This window comes from Mesorhizobium sp. M0808 (genome assembly GCF_040320025.1).
In the GTDB taxonomy this organism is placed as follows: domain Bacteria; phylum Pseudomonadota; class Alphaproteobacteria; order Rhizobiales; family Rhizobiaceae; genus Mesorhizobium.
Genome location: NZ_JAMYOX010000046.1, coordinates 17,097 through 39,929, shown reverse-complemented (window position 1 = coordinate 39,929; position 22,833 = coordinate 17,097). Strand labels below are relative to the sequence as shown.

15 protein-coding genes and 4 pseudogenes are annotated in these 22,833 nt (G+C 59.0%); 10 read left to right on the top strand and 9 right to left on the bottom strand.

The window, feature by feature from the left end:
- Nucleotides 1–166 precede the first annotated feature (166 nt).
- Nucleotides 167–364 (bottom strand): annotated as a pseudogene (locus tag NKI25_RS31345) (DDE-type integrase/transposase/recombinase); the annotation flags it as partial.
- 165 nt (nucleotides 365–529) lie between these two features.
- Here NKI25_RS31345 and NKI25_RS31340 point away from each other — a divergent pair.
- From NKI25_RS31340 to NKI25_RS31320, 5 genes are all read left to right on the top strand, one after another.
- The gene (locus tag NKI25_RS31340; protein ID WP_352707042.1) at nucleotides 530–2,131 is read left to right on the top strand and encodes a TnsB C-terminal domain-containing protein; all 1,602 of its coding nucleotides are present in this window, start codon (nucleotides 530–532) and stop codon (nucleotides 2,129–2,131) included.
- A gap of 6 nt (nucleotides 2,132–2,137) precedes the next feature.
- Entirely contained in the window at nucleotides 2,138–3,019 is an 882-nt protein-coding gene (locus NKI25_RS31335; protein ID WP_352707045.1) for a TniB family NTP-binding protein, read from the top strand.
- Complete coding sequence (locus NKI25_RS31330; RefSeq protein ID WP_353000328.1) at nucleotides 3,016–3,897, top strand: TniQ family protein; 882 nt, start codon at nucleotides 3,016–3,018, stop codon at nucleotides 3,895–3,897. Before NKI25_RS31335 ends, NKI25_RS31330 begins: the two co-directional genes overlap by 4 nt.
- Before the next feature lie 701 nt (nucleotides 3,898–4,598).
- Complete coding sequence (locus NKI25_RS31325; RefSeq protein ID WP_353000333.1) at nucleotides 4,599–4,844, top strand: hypothetical protein; 246 nt, start codon at nucleotides 4,599–4,601, stop codon at nucleotides 4,842–4,844.
- Nucleotides 4,736–5,152, top strand: a complete 417-nt coding sequence (locus NKI25_RS31320; RefSeq protein WP_353000326.1) for a helix-turn-helix domain-containing protein — start codon at nucleotides 4,736–4,738, stop codon at nucleotides 5,150–5,152. Before NKI25_RS31325 ends, NKI25_RS31320 begins: the two co-directional genes overlap by 109 nt.
- Nucleotides 5,153–5,456: 304 nt before the next feature.
- On the opposite strand, the gene NKI25_RS31315 is transcribed toward NKI25_RS31320, so the two are convergent.
- The 5 genes from NKI25_RS31315 to NKI25_RS31295 form a co-directional block, all read right to left on the bottom strand.
- Nucleotides 5,457–7,109, bottom strand: a complete 1,653-nt coding sequence (locus NKI25_RS31315) for an ABC transporter ATP-binding protein (protein ID WP_353000324.1) — start codon at nucleotides 7,107–7,109, stop codon at nucleotides 5,457–5,459.
- Nucleotides 7,109–7,936, bottom strand: coding sequence for an ABC transporter permease (locus tag NKI25_RS31310; protein WP_352452240.1), 828 nt, complete (start codon nucleotides 7,934–7,936; stop codon nucleotides 7,109–7,111). The genes NKI25_RS31315 and NKI25_RS31310 overlap by 1 nt, the downstream gene beginning before the upstream one ends.
- A gap of 11 nt (nucleotides 7,937–7,947) precedes the next feature.
- A complete protein-coding gene (locus NKI25_RS31305; protein ID WP_353000322.1) occupies nucleotides 7,948–8,907 on the bottom strand; it encodes an ABC transporter permease in 960 nt (319 codons plus the stop codon).
- Between the two features lie 13 nt (nucleotides 8,908–8,920).
- Nucleotides 8,921–10,483 carry an ABC transporter substrate-binding protein gene (locus tag NKI25_RS31300; RefSeq protein WP_353000320.1) on the bottom strand — a complete coding sequence of 521 codons (1,563 nt, stop codon included), beginning with the start codon at nucleotides 10,481–10,483 and terminating at the stop codon, nucleotides 8,921–8,923.
- A gap of 215 nt (nucleotides 10,484–10,698) precedes the next feature.
- Nucleotides 10,699–12,135, bottom strand: a complete 1,437-nt coding sequence (locus NKI25_RS31295; RefSeq protein ID WP_353000318.1) for an aminobutyraldehyde dehydrogenase — start codon at nucleotides 12,133–12,135, stop codon at nucleotides 10,699–10,701.
- A gap of 586 nt (nucleotides 12,136–12,721) precedes the next feature.
- Between NKI25_RS31295 and NKI25_RS31290 the strand changes: the two genes are divergently transcribed.
- The 5 genes from NKI25_RS31290 to NKI25_RS31270 all read left to right on the top strand — a co-directional run bounded on the left by NKI25_RS31290 (nucleotide 12,722) and on the right by NKI25_RS31270 (nucleotide 19,250).
- Nucleotides 12,722–14,770 carry a hydantoinase/oxoprolinase family protein gene (locus NKI25_RS31290; RefSeq protein WP_353000316.1) on the top strand — a complete coding sequence of 683 codons (2,049 nt, stop codon included), beginning with the start codon at nucleotides 12,722–12,724 and terminating at the stop codon, nucleotides 14,768–14,770.
- A 3-nt stretch (nucleotides 14,771–14,773) separates the two neighbouring features.
- A complete protein-coding gene (locus NKI25_RS31285) occupies nucleotides 14,774–16,462 on the top strand; it encodes a hydantoinase B/oxoprolinase family protein (protein ID WP_353000314.1) in 1,689 nt (562 codons plus the stop codon).
- A gap of 1 nt (nucleotide 16,463) precedes the next feature.
- Nucleotides 16,464–17,708 (top strand): NAD(P)/FAD-dependent oxidoreductase, encoded by a 1,245-nt coding sequence (locus NKI25_RS31280; RefSeq protein WP_353000312.1) that lies wholly within the window; start codon nucleotides 16,464–16,466, stop codon nucleotides 17,706–17,708.
- A 1-nt stretch (nucleotide 17,709) separates the two neighbouring features.
- The gene (locus NKI25_RS31275; RefSeq protein ID WP_353000310.1) at nucleotides 17,710–18,747 is read left to right on the top strand and encodes a GlxA family transcriptional regulator; all 1,038 of its coding nucleotides are present in this window, start codon (nucleotides 17,710–17,712) and stop codon (nucleotides 18,745–18,747) included.
- Between the two features lie 104 nt (nucleotides 18,748–18,851).
- The gene (locus NKI25_RS31270; protein ID WP_353000308.1) at nucleotides 18,852–19,250 is read left to right on the top strand and encodes a cupin domain-containing protein; all 399 of its coding nucleotides are present in this window, start codon (nucleotides 18,852–18,854) and stop codon (nucleotides 19,248–19,250) included.
- Between the two features lie 728 nt (nucleotides 19,251–19,978).
- Here the strand turns inward: NKI25_RS31270 and NKI25_RS31265 are convergent.
- The 3 pseudogenes from NKI25_RS31265 to NKI25_RS31255 form a co-directional block, all read right to left on the bottom strand.
- Nucleotides 19,979–21,078, bottom strand: a pseudogene (locus NKI25_RS31265) (site-specific integrase).
- Nucleotides 21,079–21,386: 308 nt separating this feature from the next.
- Nucleotides 21,387–21,926 (bottom strand): annotated as a pseudogene (locus NKI25_RS31260) (recombinase family protein); the annotation flags it as partial.
- Nucleotides 21,927–21,939: 13 nt separating this feature from the next.
- Nucleotides 21,940–22,294, bottom strand: a pseudogene (locus NKI25_RS31255) (recombinase family protein); the annotation flags it as partial.
- Nucleotides 22,295–22,833 lie beyond the last annotated feature (539 nt).

Below are 22,833 nucleotides of genomic sequence, written 5' to 3'. Positions count from 1 at the left end.
CGCTGATCTAATCCGGTTGACGTTCGTTCTGGCCCATCGAGAGGACCAGGACATGAAACGTAGCCGCTTTTCTGAAGAGCAGATCATCGGAATTTTTGAAGGAACATGAGGGGCTCTGTCGCAATTCCGGGATGTGGACGGGAAGAGCGTCGCCTGGGAGCATTGATCAGGCGGTGAGCATTTCGAATTGCTCGGCAATTGACGGACTCGGATTGTAGGCGAACCTCGCCTGTCGCTTTCGCATCATGTGGACCAGCTCGATGCCGGAGAGGGTGATCTGGGCATTCTCCATAGACTTGAAGCCGAGCATGGATCGAAGGCGGCGCTTGATGCGCCGGTGATCCTGTTCGATCCGATTGTTGAGTGTCGCGCTGTATTTAAAGGTGAGACTGCTCGCCTAATGATTGCAAGCCCTTAGCCTTGTACTTAACTTGAGAATTTGCATTTAATTTGAGATTCGCGCTTGGCTCGCTGCAGTTAATGTGAGATTCTGACGGTCTAACGTTAGTTTGAATTGTTCGCGGGCAGCATGGGCGACGACACCAATGATTACGGGGAGCGAACCCGTTGGAACGAGGCGTGCCGGCGCGAAGAGGCAATCCGCAAGCTCGTGGAGCGCTATCCAAAAAGCCTGAGCGGTCAGGCTGTAGCGGATCTGGCGTGGGAACTGGACCTGAGCCGGGCCACTCTCTACAGGATGATCAAGCTGTTTCGAGCAGGTGGCACTGTAAGTTCGCTGATGGACCGCAAGCGCGGTCGGCGCCAGGGACATCGTGCCCTCGACAAAGATCGAGAAGCTCTCGTGCGACGAACGATTGAAGGCTTTTATCTCAAGCCGACACGCCCGTCCTTCGCGCAGTTGGTTCGCCAGGTCCAAATCGCCTGCGCAGCGGCCGGCCTTGCTCCACCAAACTGGCGCACCATCAAATCCCGGGTTGAAGAAGTCGATCTACGGGTGAGGGGGCGTAAGCGCGGCGAGAGCGAGGTCGTCAAAGCTACAACGGCCACGCCAGGTGCCCTTTCGGCGTCGCGGCCGCTCGAACTTGTGCAAATCGATCATACCAAAGTTGACGTATTCGTTGTCGACGAAGAAACGCGTCTGCCGCTCGGACGGCCCTGGCTGACACTTGCGTTGGACATCTTTTCTCGGATGGTGACGGGCCTCTATCTGACCATGGAGGCGCCGTCGCGATTATCGACAAGCCTATGCATACTGCACTCAGTATTCGACAAAACCCAATGGTTGCAGGAGAGGGGTATCCATGAAGCGTGGCCAGTGGCCGGTTTGCCGGGAACGATACATGTCGACAACGGCGCGGACTTTCGAAGTCATGCATTCGAACGTGCTTGCCGGGACAACGGCATAAAGATCGATTGGCGTCCGCCGGGGACGCCTCATTTCGGCGGCCACATCGAACGGTTGATCGGCACGCAGATGGGCGCGGTTCATCTGCTGCCAGGATCGACCTCAAGCAACATCGAGGAACGGCGCCAGTATGATGCCAAACGCCATGCGACACTGACGCTTCGAGAGCTTGAGCGCTACATCGCACTCGAGATCGTTGGGCAATACCATCATGCTATCCATGGCGCACTCCGTCGGCCACCGATTGCGGTCTGGCGACAGCAGGAGAGTGAGTTGGTGTTGCGCCTGCCGAACGATCGTATGCAGTTCTGGATCTCCTTCCTGCCGGAGGCAGAGAGAACGTTGCGCCCGACCGGCATCCATCTTTTCAACATCCGCTACTGGTCGCCCGCCCTGGCCGCCGATATTGGACGAACCAAGGCCCGCCTGATTGTGAAATACGATCCCCGCGATCTGTCGCGCATCTTTGTTAAGCGGTCCTCAGGCAGCTTTGTTGAGGCTCGCTATGCCGATGTGACACTCGCGCCCATTACGTTGTGGGAGGCGCAGGCTGCCCGACGCAAACTTAACGCTCAGGGCAAACGCGAAATTGACATGCACGTCCTTATTCGCACTGCGCTCTCGCAGCGCGAACTGATCGAGCAGGCGAAAAACAAGACACAAGGGCGCCGGCTTGCGAAAACGAATGTGGATGACGATGAAGTGGGCTCGCTTCGTGGCGTCGATTCAAGCAAACCTGTTCCCTCCGTCGAAGATTTGGATTGAGCCCCTTTGAGCACGGATAACGTCCATCTGACGCAGGCGGCCAAAGACCTCCTCGGCGAGCCCGATATTGTCCGAGTTCGCGCGCTTCAGGCTCGCCGATGGATTTTTTATCCGCGCGCCAAGCAGGCACTCGATCGTCTCAACCTGCTGGTCGGCCATCCGCGCGGCACGCGCATGCCCTCGGTCGCCATCTACGGCGACAGTGGCATGGGCAAGACGATGATCATGGAAAAATTCTGCGACAATAACCCCTCCCGCTTTGATCCGACGACCGGCGTTCAGGCTATGCCGGTTCTGGCAATCGAGATGACGGGGAAGCCAGGTGAGCGCCGTCTATATGCCGAGATCCTGGCTGCACTTGGCGCGCCACAGGCACCCCGCGCCGACATCGTGCAGATGGAGCAGGCGGCGTTGCGGCTTCTGAAAACGGTTGGCGTCCAGGTCCTGGTGATCGATGAAGTACATAACATTCTCGCCGGCTCGTACCGCGAGCAGCGGGTCGTGCTGAACACGCTGCGATTTCTCAGCAATCGGCTTCAGATCTCCCTCGTTTGCTTCGGCGTAATTGAAGCCCGCGAAGCGATAAGTGGCGACGTACAGCTTGCCCGCCGATTCGGCGAGCTGACCTTGAATAGGTGGGCGGCCAACGAACAGTTCGAAGCACTAGTCTCGTCCATTTTGCGGAATATGCCGCTTCGCCGACCGACGGTGCTGACGCCGAAATCTCTACGTCGAATTCTGCAGATCAGCGGCGGCATCACTGCAAATATTTTTCACGCGATCACGAGCGTGGCAGCCGAGTCGATCGAGAGCGGCATAGAGCACATCACCGATGAAGCGGTGGAAAGTTGGCGCCCGCCAGTTAGCGCCGAAACAGCCTACGCATGATCCGCGAGCTCAGCGGCACAAGGCCACTTCCTGTCATTCTCAAACCCGTCCCAGATGAGCTCCTGTCGTCGTGGATCACGCGCCATGCCGATTTCTACGGCGTCGCCCCGCTCACAATGCTTCGCCATGCCATGCCGGAGGCAACATCTTTGCGGCAAACTGATACAAACCTGGGGCCAACCGCCGCCGTTGGCATTGCGAGGCTGTTTCGAACCCAACCTTCGACAATCTTGGCGATGACCACGTCCGGGTTCCCGAAATCGGCAGCGCAGCTCGTCGCGCCACGCGCCATTCAATGCTGCATCCCCTGCTGTGAGCAAAACAGATCGCGAGGAGCCGCAACTGCGGTACAGCGAAGCTGGACCGAGGGTTGGCGTATAACCTGTCCCGTTTGCAGGCAACGGCAGCAAGAGACGAGGGAGGGGTCATCTGCCCTCGCAAGCACGTCCTTGCCATTCGAGGATCTTTGGGTAGATGCCGTCCAGGGCGAGCGGCTCATCGATCAGTCGCTGACGGGAGCATCTGTCGGTTGGGTGTCGCCAATCGATATCGTCCGTTTACTCCTCATCAGACGATGCCCGAAGCCAGTCCGCCATCACCCATCGATAGGCCGCTGCACCATCCTTGGCGCCGTCGTTCCGGGTTTCGATGAGCTTGTAGCCGAACAGAGACTCCCAAGACCTACGATTGCAAGACCGATCTTGCCTATTGGGCTCCGCATGGCGCTGCTCGCTGGTGTCTCAATCGTCTATCAGGCTGGTCCGACGTACGTCTCCGGACTCAAGCGCCAAACGCTTGGGGCTTACTATACGCGGTTCGCTGCGATCGACGCCCGCATATCGGTTTCAAGAAACTCTCAGTCGCTGCAGGTGAATTGAGACTCAGGGCCATTGAATCTCATGATTAGGTGCAGCGGTTGAGCGAGCTGGGCGCAATCTCACATTTAAGTGCAGTGCGACACCGGCATCGACACTGTCATGCCGACGCATTCGTCCTTTCGCTATTTTCACTCGGCGCTCACATGAGGCGCGGGTTATCCCGCGGCGCTAAGAGAACAAGGCGGACAGTCTGATATGGTTCACCACTGGTCCAAGGACGCGTGGGCGTCCGCTCCTTCTGCCGAGCCGGTCATGGTTGCGCTGTGTTTGGCGTCCGGCTTCGAACTTCTCGCCTTGTCGTCGGTCCTGGACGTCTTCCGTCTTGCCAACCAAGCGTCGAGGCACGCAGCTTCCGCTGGCGCACCGTGTCTCACTCGGGTGAAGCGGTGCGTGCCAGCTGCGGCATTGTACTGGCGGCTGACGCCGACCTCGCTCAGGAGCGCAGATACCTTATGCAACCGGAACGCCCTGTCTTGGCTCTGGTCTGCGGCGATGAGCCTAAGGAAGGCCGGAAACCAAAGTGTTGGGCGCATGGTTGGGTGAATGCCGGCAACGCAGGATCGGGACAGGTGGTTTTGGAAGCGGGGTTGCCGCTTTGGCCAAGGCTGGCTTGCTCAACAACCGCAGGTGCGCCGTTCATTGGGAGTCGCTGCCAGCCTTCAAGGAGCGGTTCATGCGCGTTGAGGCGGCGGCGACCGTCTATGACGGTCGACAACAATGTCTGGAGCTGCGCCGGCGGCACGGCAGCTTTCGATATGATGGTCGTTCTCGTGGAAAACCTCATTGTGGCGAGCCTCAGTTCGACGTCCTCGGCTACTCGTTCCGGCCGTCGCGGTGAATGTGGGGAGCTGGCCGTAGCAGGTCGTATCCGCGCGGGCGACGAGCGCCAGCGGCTGCCCTTGCTGCGCCAGCATGGCAGGCTCAACCCACGGTCGTCAAACTCATAGAGTTGATGCAGAGGGACCTGGCCGCACCGCTTACCACGACGGACTTGGCGGCTGCTGCAGGGCTGTCGAGACGGCAGGTGAAGCGACAGTTTCGCCATGACCTTGGCGGCTCTCCCTGCCGCTACTTCCGGGAATCGCGATTGGAACATGCGAGACTCCTGCTTGCCCAGTCGTCACTGCCGGTGCTGGAAATTGCGATTTTATGTGGCTTCGTGTCCGCGTCCCACTTTTCGAGGTGTTTCCGCGAAACGCATCAGATCACGCCGGACGAAGCGCGGAATCTACCGACTGGAGGGTCTTGGGCGTGACAGCGCAACGGTCGGTCGTTGGCAACATTTCCCCTGGCGGGGCCGAGCTCGGAAGCAGCGGCATGGCCTTATGCCGGTGAGATCAACCCGGCCTCCCGACCGCACTGGAAGACCACAAGACCGCGCTCATCCGGCGAACGATGTTTGGCGATCACGGCCACGGTGATTGACCCCAATGTTGCCACCACATATGCGGCGTAAACGCCGGGGATAGAACCGAGGTCGGCAGGCAGCGGTCCCGGGCGAATGTGTCTTATACAGCGCCGACGAGGCGTCTTGCGTGCTCCTCGCATCGTGAGGAGCGTCATCCCTTTGCCAGTCTAAGCGAATCAAGCCAGCCTATCTCCATTTTTGGTACAGAGGAAAGGAGGAGGTCGGTATAAACGTCGAAAGGTGGTTGCAGTACCGCAGTTTTCGGCCCGTATCTGACGATGTCACCTCTATACATTACGACAATTGAATCGGCGATCGCCCTCACCGTGGCCATGTCGTGGGTTATGAAGAGGTAGGCGACCTTCTCTTGCTGCTGCAACTCGAGCAGCAGCTCCAGTATGCCGTGGGCGACCAGCGGGTCGAGCGCCGATGTCACCTCGTCGCAGATGATCAGCTTCGGCTTGGCGGCGAGCGAACGAGCGATGCAGACGCGCTGCTTCTGGCCGCCCGAAAGCTCGGCCGGATAGCGGTCGACATAGCCTTTGCCCATTTCGATCTTGTCGAGCAGTTCGGCGACGCGTTTGTCGCGCTCAAGCCCGCGCATCCCAAAATAGAATTCCAGCGGCCGACCGATGATGGTGCCGACCGTCTGGCGCGGGTTCATCGCCACGTCGGCCATCTGGTAGATCATCTGCAGCTGGCGCAGGTCCTCCTTCGGCCGGTCGGCAAGTCGGTTGGCGAGCGGCCGTCCGTCGAAGGTGACGGTGCCTTGTTCGGGCGGCAAGAGGCCGGTGATGGCGCGCGCCAGTGTCGATTTGCCGGAGCCGGACTCGCCGACCACCGCCAGCGTCTGGCCGGGGAAAATATCGACGGAGACGTTCTTCAGCACCTTGATGTGACTGCGGCCATAGGCGGCGGTGATGTTCTTGACCGACAGGAACGGGCTCGTGCCGGGCTTCTGCTCCTGGTGTTCGATCTCATGCACCGAAACCAGCGCGTTGGTGTATTCTTGGCGCGGCTCCTTGATGATCTGGCGGGTGCCGCCCCATTCGACCAGCCGGCCGTGGCGCAACACCATGATCTCGTCCGAGACCTGGGCGACGACGGCAAGGTCGTGAGTGATGTAGAGTGCCGCCACATGCGTGTCGCGGATGGCATCCTTGATCGCCGCCAGAACGTCGATCTGCGTCGTCACGTCGAGCGCCGTGGTCGGCTCGTCGAAGACGATCAGGTCGGGTTCCGAGCACAGCGCCATTGCCGTCATGACGCGCTGCAGCTGACCGCCCGACACCTGGTGGGGGAAGCGCTCGCCGATGCTTTCGGGGTTCGGCAGGCTGAGCTTCTTGAACAGCGCCACGGCGCGCTTTTCGGCTTCGGCCCGCGTCGCCGTACCGTGCAGGAGTGCTGCCTCGACCACCTGGTCCATCAGCCTGTGCGCCGGATTGAAGGCCGCTGCCGCCGATTGCGCGACATAGCAGACCTCGCGCCCGCGCAATTTGCGGAACCCTTCGTTGCCGCCCTTCAGGATGTCGCGGCCATTGAGGATGACCTCGCCGCCGGTGATGCGCACGCCGCCGCGGCCGTAACCCATCGACGACAGGCCGATGGTCGATTTGCCGGCGCCGGACTCGCCGATCAATCCGAGCACCTTGCCCTTTTCGAGAATCAGCGAGACATCGTGCACCAGCACGATGTTCTTCGGCGCCTCACCCGGCGGATATACCGTGGCCTCGATGCGCAGATTGCGGATGTCGAGCAGCACGCCGGACTTTGGTTGCCCGGGCTTTGGTTGCTTGTCAGCCATTACCCGCGTCCTCCCTTCAGGCTTGTCGTGCGGTTGAGCACCCAGTCGGCGACGAGATTGACGGAAATCGCCAGCGCTGCGATCGCCGCCGCCGGAATGAGGGCGGCGCCTATGCCGAAGACGATGCCATCCTTGTTTTCCTTGACCATGCCGCCCCAATCGGCGTCCGGCGGCTGCACGCCAAGCCCGAGGAAGGACAGCGTCGACAGGAACAGTACGGCATAGATGAAGCGCAGGCCGAGTTCCGAAACCAGCGGCGACAGCGCATTGGGCAGGATTTCCCGGAAGATGATCCAGCCGCTGCCTTCGCCGCGCAGCTTGGCCGCCTCGACATAATCCATGACGTTGATGTCGACGGCGACCGCCCTCGACAGGCGGTAGACGCGGGTCGAGTCCAGAATGCCCATGACCAGGATCAGTGTCACGAGATTGGATGGCAGCACCGACAGCACGACAAGGGCCATGATCAGTGTCGGGATCGACATCAGGAGATCGACGAGACGCGACAGAAGCGTGTCGAACCAGCCGCCGAAAACCGCTGCCGAAAAGCCGAGGATGGCGCCGAGCGAGAAGGACAGCGCGGTCGCCAGCACCGCGATGAACAGGGTGATGCGGGCGCCGTAGATCATGCGCGACAACAGATCGCGGCCGAGATTGTCGGTGCCCAGCCAATGCGCCGCGGACATCGGTTCCCAAGGGACGTCGCTGACGATCTCGGCATTGCCATGCGGTGCGATCCACGGCGCAAAAATTGCTGCCAGCACGAACAGCGCCGTCAGCACGATGCCGACCAATGCCGGGATGGGGATGCGTTTGATGACGAGCATACCCGCCCCCCTCATTTCGGATGTCTGAGGCGCGGATTGGCGATGATCGCCGCTATGTCCGCGATGATGTTCAGGCTGATGTAGACGGCGGCGAAGATCAGCCCGACCGCCTGCACCACCGGCACGTCACGCTTGGTGACGTGGTCGACGAGGTATTGGCCCATGCCTGGATAGACAAAGATAACTTCGACGACGACGACGCCGACGATCAGGTAAGCGAGATTGAGCATCACGACGTTGATGATCGGCGCGATGGCATTGGGGAAGGCATGCCTGCGGATGACCGCGAAGGCCGAAAGCCCCTTGAGTTCGGCGGTCTCGACATAGGCGGACTGCATCACATTGAGGATCGCAGCGCGCGTCATGCGCATCATATGCGCGAGCACCACCAGGGTCAGCGCTGCCGCCGGCAGTGCTATGGCCTGAATGCGTTCGCCGAAAGGCATCCCGTCATAGACCGTGGAAATGGCGGGAAACCATTGATGTTGCACCGCGAAGAAAAAGACGAGCACATAGCCGATGAAGAATTCCGGAAACGAGGTCGAGGCGAGCGCTAACCCGGAGATCAGCTTGTCGACCCAGCCATTGCGGTAGCGCACCGCGATCAGGCCGAGGATGATCGCCAGCGGCACCGCGACGATCGCCGCCCAGAAGGCAAGGAACAGCGTGTTCCACAGCCTTCCCTTGATAGAGGTTGCGATATCCTGACCGCTCGACATAGCCGTGCCGAGATCACCGGTCAGGATGCCGCCGAGCCAGCGAAAATAACGGATGTAAGCGGGATCATTGAGGCCGAGCTGCTCGCGCAGATTGGCGAGCGACTCCGGTGTCGCCGACTGCCCGAGAATGGCTTGCGCGACGTCGCCGGGCAGGATTTGGGTGCCGGCGAAGATCAGGACCGAAACGGCCAACAGGAGAACGATGCCCAGCGCAATGCGCTGGGCCATCAATTCAAGGACAGGGGAGGACATGTTGAAGCGCAGCTTAGGCTTGCTGCCAACATTTCGACAACGCGTATGCTCCCATCATTTCTTGGCTGCCATCGTCGATCCAGCCGCCAACACGCGGACCCGTGGCATCAATAAAATCGTTGAACATCGGCGCTATGACGCCACCCTCGTCGCGTACAATCTGTCCCATGGCGGCATAGATTTTTTTGCGCTTTTCACGATCAAGCTCGCCCCTGGCTGATATAAGCATCTTGTCAAAGTCGTCGCGGAAAAATCGCGTCTCGTTCCAATCGGCCTTGGAGTAATAGGCTGTCGTGTACATCTGGTCTTGGGTGGGCCTTCCTGCCCAATAGGAGGCAGAAAAGGGCTGCTTGTTCCAAACGCTGGACCAATAACCGTCACCTGGTTCACGCTTGATCTCCAGCGTGATGCCGGCCTTTGCCGCGCTCTGCTGGTAAAGTTGCGCAGCATCCACCGCGCCAGGGAAGGCCACGTCAGAGGTCCGAAACAGTATCGAGCCCGAGTGCCCAGACTTCTTGTAGTGGAAGGCGGCCTTTTCCGGATCATATTTACGCTGCTCCATCTCAGTAAACAGCGGATAGGCCTTACTGATCGGCGTGTCGTTACCCACCGACCCGTAGCCCATCAATATCTTTTTGACCATTTCCTCGCGATCAACCGCGTATTTCAGCGCCAGTCGCAAGTCATTGTTGTCAAAAGGTGCAGTATTGCAGTGCGCGACAAACACATAGTGGCCGCGTCCAGCAACGTTGCGGATTGTCACGCCCGGAACGCGTTTCATTAGGGCGACAACCTTCGGCTCAACCCGGTTCACGATGTCAACGATACCGCCCTGTAGCGCGGACATACGTGCCGTGGCGTCATTGATGACGATGACTTCGATCTGGTCCGCAAAACCGCGATCATCTCGCCAATAACCTGGGAACCGCTCACCAATATGCCTTATCCCCGGCTCGTTGACTGACAGGTGATAAGGTCCGGTTCCTATGCCGGCGATCGGGTTGTCCTTGCCGCCGTTTGGCTGAATCATCAGATGGTAATCAGCCATCAAATACGGGAAGTCTGCGTCCGGCTCCTTCAAGTCAATTTTTACGTGCTGAGCGGCGGTTGATATCTTCTGGATGTTGCCAAGTAGACCTAGTGCTCCAGATTTCGACTTGGCATCGGCGTGGCGCTCAAGAGTTGCTACGACGTCGTCGGGGGTCATCTCCTTGTTGTTATGAAACGTCACCCCCTTGCGAATTTTGAACGTCCAAACCTTGGCATCGGTGGAAGGTGAAATTTCTTCGGCGAGGGCTGGCTGGATTTCTCCAGCAGGCGAAACCTCAACAAGCTGTTCCGCCCAATGCCTGCCTAGAAATGTAGGGACATTGCTCGTCCAGACGGCTGGGTCAAGGCTATCAGTAGCGGCACCGCCGACCATCCCCGCCTTGAGAACACCACCGCGAACCGGCGCGGATCGTGCCGGAAACGAGGACGACCCGATAAGGCAAGCCGCAGCTCCAAAGGCGACCGTCGCCTTCAGGAAATCTCTCCTTGTGGGTTCAATCTTAAGAAACGTATTCTTCGTGTACATAGCTGTTCCCTTTTTTTATAAGTTTATTTGGCGACTTAATTCCGTAAGAGCCTCGTCGAGCTCTGGAGACAAGGCGATATCGAAAGGCGGCAACGTGTGACTTTTCTAAAGACAAGGAGTTTTAACGGTCCACGTTAGCCAACCTATAGTTCCCTGGCAGCGTCGTTTGCTTTTAATGAACCTTCTGGACGATCGCCGTGAAGCGACGTTCTGGCCTAGCTGAACTTAACCATCGCATGCTTAACCTGGGTGTAATCTTCCATCGAGTACGGGGACAGGTCCTTTCCGTAGCCAGATTGTTTAAAGCCGCCCCACGGCATCTCCGACACAAACGGAAGATGATCATTGACCCACACAGTACCGAAATTGAGATCTCGTATCGCCGAATGCGCCCGCGCCACGTCACGGGTCCAGACAGAAGCTGCCAAGCCATAGGGGACATCGTTGGCCAGTTTGAGAGCTTCCGCCTCGGAGCTGAATTTCTGGATGGTCACGACTGGCCCGAACACCTCGTTTTGAACGATCCGATCCGACTGCGACACGTCTGCAATCAGCGTCGGAGCCACGAAGAAACCGGTTGGCCGGGGGCTCCCGCCTCCTCCCACGAGAATCCTGGCTGAGGACTGATCGATGAAATCGTGGACTCGAGACTGTTGTTGCTTTGAGATGACCGGCCCCATCGCGACGGCTGCGTCTTGGCCAGGGTCCCCAAAGGTGACAGATCCGAATTCTTCGCTCAAAAGGGTGAGAAGCTTGCTGTAAACGTTCTCAGAGGGGATGATCCGGCAGGGTGCCCCACATTCCTGGCCGGAATTCCACAAACCCATGATCCTGATTGTGGTCGCTACCGCTTGCAGGTCGGCGTCATCGAACACAACGACCGGCGCTTTTCCGCCGAGTTCAAGGTGAACTCGTTTGAAACTGCCTGATGCCGAGGATGCAACGTGTTGTCCCGAGCGACCACTGCCTGTCAACGCGACCATATCAATATCTGGATGTGCGGAGATCGAGGCACCCACAGGGTCGCCATCACCAGCTACGATGTTCAAGACGCCGTCAGGAAGCAGACCCTGACAATGCTCGGCCATCAAGAGGGCTGTGATCGGAGTGAGTTCGGACGGCTTCAGCACGACCGTATTACCGGCGGCGAGGGCAGGGGCGATCTTCCATACCGCCATCATGAGTGGATAATTCCAAGGAACGATTTGGCCGACAACGCCAATGGGTTCGCGTCGGATCATCGACGTATATCCGCGTAGATACTCGCCAGCCGACTTTCCCTCGAGGATCCTCGCCGCACCTGCAAAAAAACGCAGATTGTCAACAGCAATGTCGATTTCTCCCGCCGCCATTGAAAGAGGCTTGCCGACATTGAGCATCTCGAACCTTGCGAGCCGGTCCTTGTCGGCGCTGATCCGAGTACTCAGCTCTAACAGATAGGCGGAACGTTCGCCTGGCGTGGTGTTGCGCCAGCTTTGAAACGCCTCCTTCGCCCGTCTCACTGCGATATCCACGTCGGCCTTGCCGGAGCGCGGAGACGAAGCAACTATCTCTTCGTTCGCGGGATTGATGATATTGACTTTCTCATCGTTCGCAGAGGTCACGAACTCACCGCCGATGAAATTCTTTAATGTGACTATGCTGTTCATCATCTTGATTCTCTCGCCGACGGTCGGTCCCTCGGATACCGCTTAACGAATGCCGTGTGGGCGGTTTGGGAGGCCCAAAGAAATTGCTCAGCCGATGAGTCTCTGCGTGGTATCGCGTCTACCTCGCTTTCAATTTGTCGCTTTCAACGACAGTACGAGTTGAGAGGCGGCCTCCACGGTAACGCGCATAAACACGCTCGAAACTGAGGATCTTGCCAACTTCTGGCAGTATCCGGCCAAGATCCGGCCAAGGTTCGCACGTCATGACGGTACCTGGCCGCCCTGCTCTGGACGCAAAAAACCCTGCGTTCCACTTTAACAAGCATTCAAATTTGGCTTGTCCTGCAGCGGGCAAAAACCTGTGATTGAAAAGTACCTGGGGCGAGACGAGCTAGCTTTGGCTAAGGGCTAAGGTTTCAATCTTGGACGGGTGATGTAGAGGAGGATGGCATGAGAAGGGCTCGGTTCGTCGGCCAGATTATGCTAGTTTTTGGCGGGATAGTGCCTGTTTCTCAAACCATAAAACGATCAATCCTAGCGACCGAGCCCCAAGCGGGGATGGGCGTTGTTTTTCAGGATATGGTCTAAGATGACACAGGAGCACTATCGAATCGGCGTGGATGTCGGCGGAACTTTTACCGATCTATCGCTAATCCACGAGCTCACGGGTGCGTTGAACAACTTCAAAACGCCTTCAACCCCCCACGATCCGTCCGAAGCTATCGAGAATGGGTTGAAGCTGGTGATCGAGGCCGGATTCGATCCGAAGACAATCGCGCATTTTGGCCACGGCACCACCGTAGCGACAAACATAATAATTGAACGCAAAGGTTCCCTGACCGGCCTTCTTACCACCAAGGGATTTCGCGATGTGCTGGAGATTGCACGGCAACAGCGGCCGCACCTTTATGATTATTCTATTCACCGCCCGGTGCCGCTAGTCGAGCGTTGGTTGCGAATCGAGGTGCCGGAACGTTTTACGGCGGACGGTGACGAAATTGTTCCGCTGGACGAATCCGCGGTGCGTGCCGCAGCTGCCCAGTTCCGCGCAGCGGGGATTGCGGCGGTCGCGGTCTGTTTTGTGCACTCATATCGATTTGACGCACACGAGAAGCGCGCAGGGGACATCTTGCGTGAGGAATTGCCTGGAATTCCGATATCGCTCAGCTCGGATGTGCAGCCTGAATTCCGCGAGTTCGAACGCTTCTCGACCACGGTGATGAACGCCTATCTGACACCGAGGATAGCAGCCTATCTGGATCGGCTTATGCATCGCTCACGCGATCTGGGGATCCGGGCCGTGCCACATACGGTGCACTCCAACGGCGGTCTGATGTCAATGGAGACGGCCAAAGCCTATCCGGTCCGGACCTGCCTTTCCGGACCTGCCGCGGGCGTGGTGGGGGCCGCGCAGGTTGCCGTCGCCGCAGGATTCCCCAATGCCGTGACGTTCGATGTGGGCGGAACTTCTACCGATGTCTCTCTTATTCTGGACGGACGCGGTGCCTACACGCCTTTGCGGGAGGTTGCCGGGTATCCGATACGCTGTCCGATGCTCGATGTTCATGTGATCGGGGCAGGCGGCGGATCCATCGCTTGGGTCGATGACGCCGGCGCGATGAAGGTCGGGCCTCATTCCGCCGGCGCGGTGCCGGGGCCAGTCGGGTACATGCGCGGCGGTACGGAGCCGACAATCACGGATGCAAACCTACATATGGGTCGTCTGAATCCGGTTGCGCTGCTCAATGGTGCCATGCCGGTGGACCGCACTGCGGCGACGCGCGTCATATCGGAAATTGCGGCTAAGGTCTGCGCAGCGCCCGACGATGTGGCTGACGGTATAATTCGGATAGCGGTAGCCAATATGGCGCGTGCAATCCGGTCGGTTTCGATTGAGCGCGGCTGCAATCTGAATGATTTCGCGCTGGTCGCTTTCGGGGGAGCGGGGCCGCTGCACGCGACCTTCGTGGCGGATGAGGTCGGGATCCCGACTGTCCTTGTCCCCGAGGCTCCCGGAACAATGTGTGCGCGGGGTGTCCTGCTTTCCAACATTTCGCGGAGCTTCGTGAAGTCGCATGTGACAGCGCTCTCGGATGCCAGCTGGCAGGAGGTTCTCGACAACGCAGCGGTCCTAACGGCGGAAGCCGAGCAATGGTTGGTCAGCGAAGGCGTCAATGAAGGACTGCGTCAGCACATCCGTGTTATCGAGGCGCGCTACCTTGGCCAGAACTTCGAGGTCCGCGTCGAGGGCGACATGATCGACATGGATGCCTTTGTGCGCGCTTTCTACCGCGTCAACGACGAGGTATACGGTTATCACGTCGACGACCGCGAGATCGAGATCGTGAATGTCCGGGTCGAGGCCATCGGCAACATTGCCAGGCCTCTTGAAGAACCGCCTATAGTAACTGGCACGGTTGAGGGCGCCCGTCTCGCTACCCGTCTTGTCCATATGGGCCAGGAAAGCGACGGTTGGGCTGAGGCGGGAATTTACGATCGTGCGAGGTTGCCGGTCGGCGCGATGATCGTCGGACCCGCGATCGTCGAAGAGCTCACCGCAACGACCGTTCTCCCCTCAAGCTGGATCGCAACGGTCGACAAGTGGCGCAACATCATTCTGACTCGCAAGGCGGCCTGAACCATGACTCAAATCAACGCTATCGACGTGGAAGTGTTCAACAACCGGCTTCTGTCGATTACCGATGAGGTGATGAACACCCTCATCCGCTCCTCGTTCTCCACAAACATCAAGGAACGCAAAGACGCATCCGTCGCGATCTTCGACAAAACGGGGAAGCTCATCTGCCAGGCACTTTACATTCCAATGCTGTTATCGGGAGTAATGGGCGGCGTGGAGACACTGTTGAAGGGACGAGGTATCGAGAGCATTCGAGAGGGTGACGTAATCATCTGCAACGACGTCTACCTGGCAGGCGGATCGCACAACAACGATATCTCAATCATTACACCCGTATTCATCGAAGGTAAGATCGAGTATTTCATCGGCAACATCGGGCACCACTCGGATGTGGGTGGCGTCATTCCCGGGTCTACGGATCACATCCTCACCAGCGTCTTTGCCGAGGGCATCCGCATCCCGCACATGCGGATCGTTCGCGAGGGCGTGTTGGACGAAGACCTTCTCTATCTGATCGCGCATAACACCCGCGACCCCATGGAGCGGATCCTCGATCTCAAGGTGCAGATCGCCGCCAACAGTCAGGGCGCCCAGAGTCTGCGGAAACTCTCGCAAGAACACGGTTTGGCACGGGTGCAGAAGAGCATGGCCGATCTGCTCACCTATACCGAACGGCGCATGCGGCAAAGGCTCAAGGAATTGCCTGACGGGGAATACCGCTCAGAGGTCTATACGGATGACGAGGGCGTACCAGGGCCGCGCAAGAAAATCTGTCTCACCGTGTTCATCAACAATGGAAACGTGACCCTCGACTTTGCGGGCACCGACCGGCAGGCGAAGGGCTCGATCAATCTGGGGCCGTATCCGCTCCTTGCGGCGGTTTTCTGCGGCATCAACATGATGGTGGACCCGACGATTCCGGCCAATTTCGGTATGTTCCAGCCGGTACGGATCAAGGCGCCCTCGGGAACGATCGTTAACCCCGAGTTTCCGGCAGCGATCGGCAACCGCGAATATACAGCCCAACGGGTAGTGCGTGCGATTACGCTCGCCTTCGCGCAGGCGCTGCCGCAAGACCGGGCTGTGGCCCCATCGGCGGACATTAACACCGGCATGGCGTTCTATGGCAAACGCCGGTCGGGCGAACCATTTGTCTATGTCGAGGCCGTTGCGGGCGGCGTTGGTGCGACGCTTTATAAGGATGGAATGCATGGTACCCAGGTCGGGATCACCAACACCTCGAACACGCCCGCCGAGGCCTTGGAAATCGAGTTCCCGTTAATCGTGCGCGAATACGGTTTAGCAATCGATACGGCCGGGCCGGGCAGAACCCAGGGCGGGGCAGCGATCATCCGTGACATCGGATCGCTGGTCGACGGCGTTTCGGTTTCAACGAAGGCCGATGGTAAGAAAAGCCCGGCGCCGGGCATTTTCGGCGGCGGAGAGGGTGGGCGCGCCTCGCTAGAGTACCACCGGGCCGATGGCGAAGTTGAAGAAATCGAGATGTACGTTGTCGACCGCATCATGGCGAAAGGGGATGCTGTGCGTCTGATCACGCCAGGGGGAGCGGGTTTTGGCGATCCGGCCGAACGTGCCCCGGCCGATGTGGCCCGCAGCGTCCGCGATGCCTTCACTTCGGACGATTTCGCGACAAAGCACTACCCATGCGCTTTATCGAAGGTGGTCTCTTGAAATGAACCGTCGGTTCGACACGGTTGTAATCGGCGGAGGCATTGTCGGGACGACCGCTGCTTATTACCTGGCAAAGACTGGCAAGCGCGTGGCTCTGGTGGAAAAGGGGCGCATCAATGGGGAGCAGTCGAGTCGGAATTGGGGCGCCATTCGTACCCAAGGCCGCGACCCAAGCGAAATCCCGATGATGCTCGACTGCCTGGAAATTTGGCGTGGGATCGAGGCGGAGCTCGGCGAAAGCGTGGACTGGCGTCAACAAGGCCAGATGCGAGTAATCTATGACAGGAAAATGCGCGAGCGCTCCGAAGCGTTCATGCCTACCGCTCGCGAATTTGGCCTTACGACCCGGATTCTGACCCCGAGCGAAGTCGCCGAACTGCTGCCACATTACGACCCGCGCGACTGTCAGGGTGCGCTTTTTACGCCCACCGACGGCTGCGCGGAACCCGAAAAGGCGGCCTCGGCCTTTGCCCGGGGGGCTACCCGGCTCGGCGCCGCGATAATGGACTACACAGCGGCTGTGTCTGTCGACACACAGAACGGCGCCGTCTGCGCAGTGGAGACAGAGCAGGGTCGGCTCGACTGTGAAACTGTCGTATTGGCTTCAGGCGCGTGGACCAATCTTCTTTTGAAGCGGCTTGGGATCAGACATCCTACCCTTTGGATCCGTGGCTCGGTCGGCCGTACCAGCGTGTTGCCCATCGAGATGCGCAAACTCGTGGTATGGGGCAAGTGTGCCTATCGGCAATGCCCCGACGGGCGGGTCAACATCGCGGTAGCGGAGGACGGTTTCCACGATCTGATGCTCGACAGTATAGTGCATGGTCTGAAGTTCCTTCCCCTGGCGCAGCGAAATTGGCGCAATGTCCGTTTTAGCTTGGGCAAGCCGCTGATCCGCAGCATGATGGGGGAGTATGCCGACTTCACAACCCATCGCATACTAGACCCCCGGCCCGACTGGAGAGGGCTCGCGCGGGCTTCCAAACGCTTTCTCGAAGAATATCCTGCGGCTGGCCCGATCACCTACGAACGCGCCTGGGCCGGCTATATTGATTACACTCCAGACGAACTGCCGGTGATCGATGCCCTTGCCAAACCCCACGGCTTATTCGTCGCGGCCGGTCTAAGCGGCCACGGGTTTGGTATCGGTCCAATCGTCGGCAAGACGGTCTCCGACCTGATCGCTAAAGGGCGCAGCGACTATAATCTTGCGCCGTTCAGCTCGCGGCGTTTTAATCACGGATAGTATGGCAAACGAGCCCTCGAAAACGGTTCCAAGTCCCGTCCTGATCGACGTTGTTCTTGCGGACGGCTTTTCCATGCTGACCACGACACTGATCCTCGAGGCACTACGCTTCGTGAACTTGGCCCATCGCCGGAAGGCATTCGACTGGACAATCAAAGGCGTCCAGTCCGACGCACCCCGTGCAAGCAACGGCTTTACGCTCGCAGCCCAGCTACAATTCGACAGCAATACCCCTCCGGCCGATATTGTCTGTCTGAATGCGTCCTACTTTCCCGAAGCTGCGAGTTCCGCGCGACTGTTGGGCTGGCTCAGAGCTGCGGAACGGCACGGGACGTGGATCTTAGCGGTGGACACGGCGCCCCTGCTTCTCGCCCAAGCAGGGCTACTTGATGGGAGGGCTGCGACTATTCACTGGGAAGAATTCGACAGCGCGCGGGAACTATTCCCAAAGGTCGACTTCCGCAGCTCCGGCGTTGAGCAAAGCGGGCGCATCTTCACGTGCAGCGGCGGGATGGCCGTACTGGACATGATGCTAAGATTTCTGGCCCAGCACCAGGGCGATGAGGTCTCCCAGAGGGTACGCCAGTGCTTTTTCCTGAATGATGCAGATGCGTCTTTGGTCGCCCGGGACAAGAAACTGTCTACGGCAGTCGAAACCATGCGCCGCTGCACGGCCAAACCGCTACCCCTGGACAATATCGCTATGCGCGCCAACATGTCGCCACGACAGTTGTATCGACAGTTCGAAGCGGAATTTGGCGTATCCCCTGGGAAATTCTATACCGCCATACGCCTGCAAAAGGCTCAGTCGCTACTGTTGAACACGCGATTTCCGATCTCCCAAATCGCTTTTGCCTGCGGCTATTCGACGGCGTCCTGGTTCGGTAAGTCCTATAAATCCTTCTTTGGGATCACCCCCAATGAAGAACGCGCCCGCCTGGCGGCTGGAAAGGCGCAATCGGAAAACCGGTTGGCGATGTTCTTCCAACCGAATTCGAGCCTTTTGGTCAATATCCTTGGCCAGGGCGCGTCGCTTTAGGTGCGGACCGTGGCCGGATACTGCCATAGATTGACGAGTTTCGCAGTTTCTCGGCTGCACTATGGGCTGAATGGTAGCTACGAACCGGTGGAGAACAATCACATATGTCGGAAGCAACTCGCGTTATACGTCTGACGCCCGACGGGGATCCTGCCAATGGCATGACTCCGTGGGAGACAATCTCGCATGATGGAGTAGTCGCTGGCGAACCAAAAGACCGCAGACATCGTTTCTACGTAGGTGATCGGCTGAGGCCCGGCCAAGTCCGTGTCGGTCTTTGGGAAGCAACAGCGTACACTGAAAAGATCGAAAACTATCCAAAAGACGAGTTTATGCATGTAATCGAGGGATCGGTTACGATTGTCGAAGAAGATGGGCGCGAAAAGACCTTTGCGAAAGGCGATAGCTTTTTCATGCCATCAGGATTCACTGGTCTGTGGAAGCAAGAGGAAACGATGAAAAAGTACTTCATGGTTTTCGACACCTCAGATAGCGGTGACTAACCCCTTGCGCCACCCTTGGGCAGTTGGGGTGCAAATGGCATGGTATTGCAAATCCGTCGCTATCCGGACTGTCGGCGCAGGTGCTTTCACACTGATTGAGCGGTAAGGAAATTGAGGTAGCACCACGCTTATGACCGTGAGTACACCGACCTGCAAGGACCACCGCTATCCGATCGAAAACCTCCTGCGTGTTTCAGAAATTCGCACTCCACCCATTCCGGTAATTCGCGGACAGCGATGGAGTGCACTGCTGTCCGCGATTCAGCGGAACGACTGTCCCGTTTTTGCGAAATGCGCATCTGCAGTACGGAGCGTTCCGATACAACGGGCCATGCCCCGACAGGGAACCCATTTCTATAACGTAACCGTAAAGGCGTTGGACGCATCCGGAAGTGTCTTGGCTAGCGGCTCTGCTTCCCGGCCATTCTCTGCAAAATAGCTAATACGAGCCTCCCATCGACAGGGGTGGCTCGTTTCATGTCGCTTTGCAGTTAATTATGAGACTCGCTTGTCAATGATTTCAGTTGGTTAGCTGTGCACTTAATTTGAAAACGCGCACTTAATTTGATAATCATACCGGGCTATTGGCATTTAATGTGAGAAGCAGCGTCGGCAACGCAACGGGATCGAATTTACCGAAGACGGCGTATGAAATTCAAATGAATCATGACCTTCACGCCGATGCGATTGCAGTTAAATTGAGAATCCGAGCTACCCGATTCTCGCAGTTAACTGCCAACCCTAACCGAAACGACCGCATTCTCACAATTAACTGCCAAGCGACACATCTCGGCCGAGGTATGGCCGAGCTGTTTTTGCACGTATCGCTCCTCGATATCGGCCGACGAGGCAAGGCCGGCGCGCAGGGAGTGCCCTGAAAACAGCAGCGCGCGTTCCCCCTCCGGCAAATCGGCGCGAACGCCGGCGGCGAGCGTCGTCTGCTTGACCAGACGGGCGACGTGCTTGTCGGAGAGTCGCTCGACGTCGACGGTCTTGTTGTCCTTGAAGATGCGCCGGAAAAGCGGGCCTCTCCCAATGCGGCCGAGCCTGATCCAGGTCTCCAGCGCCACCACGGGGCAAGACAAATCGCTGGAGCCACGGCCGACTTCGACCTCGCGCCAGCCGGTTTTTCCGCGCAGCGTCACCAGAACGCCCTTGTCGGCAAAAATCTCGATCCAGCCGGCGCCGTCGCCGTGGTCGTCGCGGACGACGTCGAGCCCAACGATTTCCGACCGCCGGCGAAGCCGAGCAGCAGGATGGCGCGGTCGCGCAGCCCGCGCAGATCATGGCCGAGCGTGGCGATCATCGCCTTGATGTCGTCACCGAGCACGGCCTCTTTCTGTCGCGGCGGCTTGGCGTGTTTTCTGCGAATGCCGGCGAGCACGGTGGAAATATGCCGGTCAGAGCGATCCATTGGCACGCCGCGCTGGGTAAAATTCCAGGCGAGACCGGAAAGCCGCCGCTCGATCGTCGCGACCGAGAGGGGAGGGATGCCGCGCTTGGCATCGCCAGCGGCGCAAGCGCTGATGTAAAGCCCGATTATTTGCACCGCCGGAGGCAGGGGTTCAAAACCGTTGCGCCGGCACCAGGCGGAGAAATGGCGCCAATCCTTGGCATAGGCGTCGCGCGTGTTTTCGGAGCTGGCGTTGTTGGCGTAATCCTTGGCTGTTTCGACCAGAGATTCGAGATGCGCCGGCGACCTGGAGGCGGGGGACGGGGCAGGGGGCGCAGGGCGGCCCATTTCCATTACCACGTCGATGATGTCCGGCAGGTCGTCCGTGCCGGAAACATCGGTTTCGGTGGATTGGTCGGGGACTTGCGTCGTCATTCAACTGGGATCGGCAGACTGCGCGCGGTTACCTGCTCTCACGATCCTACCCCATCCTGATTCGTGCTCGTTCTCAAGCGAATGTATCCTAATTTGGCGGACGAAATCGAGTGCAAGGCTGACGAGCCCGCCTTGGGGTCGCTCCAGTCGGCTGTCATTGAGAATGTAAGGCGCTGATCGACCGGTGATCGGCCGGGATCCGCAGCACGGTCGGCCGTACCGCGCGCCACAACAAAGAGAGAGGGGAGGGCGGCGCTACGTCGACGAGCGGCCGCTTTAACCGTCAGCGGGTTCGTGCACCGTCAAACCGAGACGATGAGATCGCCGACATAGGCGCTGTCCCGCGCCGCGGCGACGGCGCGGATGCTTTCTGGCCGTCGCTCGCGCAGGCCAGGATTGCCAGGCAGACGACCACGTGCCTTGGCCGCGGCGATGCCGGCTTTCGTACGCTCGGCGATGAGCGCCCGCTCCAGCTGGGCGACAGCACCGAGCACCTGCAGCGAGAACATCCCCTGCGGCGTCGACGTGTCGATCGGGTCGCGCAGCGAGCGGAAATGCGCGCCGCGCTTTTCCAACGTCTCGATGACCTCGAGAAGATGACTGACCGACCGGGCGAGGCGGTCGAGCCTGACGACGACCAGAACGTCGCCGGCGCGGATCTCGCGCATCAGCTTGGTCAGCACCGGCCGCGAGCGCGATGCGCCCGATCCCTGTTCGTGCTGGATGACTGCGCAGCCGGCGTGCCTCAGTTCGTCGGCCTGTGCATCGATGACCTGGTCCTCCGTCGAGACCCACGCATAGCCGATGAGGCGGCGGAGTCTGGGAGCAGGGGAGGGGGCCTTGACCATGCGGACTTTCGCGGCGCCTGGCGCGATCGAGCAGATGCTTGACCGACGAGGCCGCCCATTGCCAGCCGCCGCGCGGCGTCCGCTCGCATCGCCTCGAGTTGTGCCGCGATCGCCCGCAGACTGAGGTCCGGATCGGCAATGGCAATGCCGGCGACGAGTGTCATCAATCGATCCTCCGGCTGTCGTCGCGGCGCGCGCTGGACAAGTTCAGGCTTCGCGAGGCCTTCCCGCACCAGACGGTACACCGATCGGCGAAGCCGTTCCACCGTCCAGCTTTGCCCCTTGTGATTCAAAACCCGGACGACATCGTCCCAATTATGCTGGGGGCGCAGCCGTCGCACGATCGGCAACCAGCTTTGTGCGGAGGCGTGTTTTCGCGGCCGTTTGTACAATATCGACGGCTGCGTTCAACCGCTCCTTTGGTGACGTGTATTATCGACCCATTTGCAGCCCCCGTAGAGCGCGATCAAGGCCTCGGACGTGTCCCAGGACTCGAAAGGGGCCAAATCGAGCCCATGAGGCCGGTTTGGCCGAAGAGGGACAAAACTGGTCGTTTCGAGCCCGGCACCCTGACGGACCTGCACCGGTGCACAGGAAACGCCCCGATTTGGTCCTGTTTCACCCGGCGGGCGGAGCGGATTTGATGAGACTACGTGATTCCGAGTCGGAAATAGTGAGACTACGTGACAAGGGGCGCCTTTTGCGCACCACGTCAGCCGGCGAAAGCAAGGAATTCAAATGGTTAGCAGCCAACAGGCGGAACTGACTTCGCGCGCAGTCTCACGAAAACCGCTCCAAATCCGCCGATCCTGGCTGATCTGTCCACCCAGGGTGAGAATCCACTGAATAAGGGGAGAATGACGCCTGAAGCCGCGGAAAAACGGTCTCTTCCAGCGATCTAGGATGA

Bases quoted from the DNA above. Each gene is read 5' to 3' on its own strand.
- NKI25_RS31340 (WP_352707042.1), top strand. From the start codon at position 530: ATGGGCGACGACACCAATGATTACGGGGAGCGAACCCGTTGGAACGAG.
- NKI25_RS31330 (WP_353000328.1), top strand. From the start codon at position 3,016: ATGATCCGCGAGCTCAGCGGCACAAGGCCACTTCCTGTCATTCTCAAA.
- NKI25_RS31325 (WP_353000333.1), top strand. From the start codon at position 4,599: ATGACGGTCGACAACAATGTCTGGAGCTGCGCCGGCGGCACGGCAGCT.
- NKI25_RS31320 (WP_353000326.1), top strand. From the start codon at position 4,736: ATGTGGGGAGCTGGCCGTAGCAGGTCGTATCCGCGCGGGCGACGAGCG.
- NKI25_RS31315 (WP_353000324.1), bottom strand. From the start codon at position 7,109: ATGGCTGACAAGCAACCAAAGCCCGGGCAACCAAAGTCCGGCGTGCTG.
- NKI25_RS31310 (WP_352452240.1), bottom strand. From the start codon at position 7,936: ATGCTCGTCATCAAACGCATCCCCATCCCGGCATTGGTCGGCATCGTG.
- NKI25_RS31305 (WP_353000322.1), bottom strand. From the start codon at position 8,907: ATGTCCTCCCCTGTCCTTGAATTGATGGCCCAGCGCATTGCGCTGGGC.
- NKI25_RS31300 (WP_353000320.1), bottom strand. From the start codon at position 10,483: ATGTACACGAAGAATACGTTTCTTAAGATTGAACCCACAAGGAGAGAT.
- NKI25_RS31295 (WP_353000318.1), bottom strand. From the start codon at position 12,135: ATGATGAACAGCATAGTCACATTAAAGAATTTCATCGGCGGTGAGTTC.
- NKI25_RS31290 (WP_353000316.1), top strand. From the start codon at position 12,722: ATGACACAGGAGCACTATCGAATCGGCGTGGATGTCGGCGGAACTTTT.
- NKI25_RS31285 (WP_353000314.1), top strand. From the start codon at position 14,774: ATGACTCAAATCAACGCTATCGACGTGGAAGTGTTCAACAACCGGCTT.
- NKI25_RS31280 (WP_353000312.1), top strand. From the start codon at position 16,464: ATGAACCGTCGGTTCGACACGGTTGTAATCGGCGGAGGCATTGTCGGG.
- NKI25_RS31275 (WP_353000310.1), top strand. From the start codon at position 17,710: ATGGCAAACGAGCCCTCGAAAACGGTTCCAAGTCCCGTCCTGATCGAC.
- NKI25_RS31270 (WP_353000308.1), top strand. From the start codon at position 18,852: ATGTCGGAAGCAACTCGCGTTATACGTCTGACGCCCGACGGGGATCCT.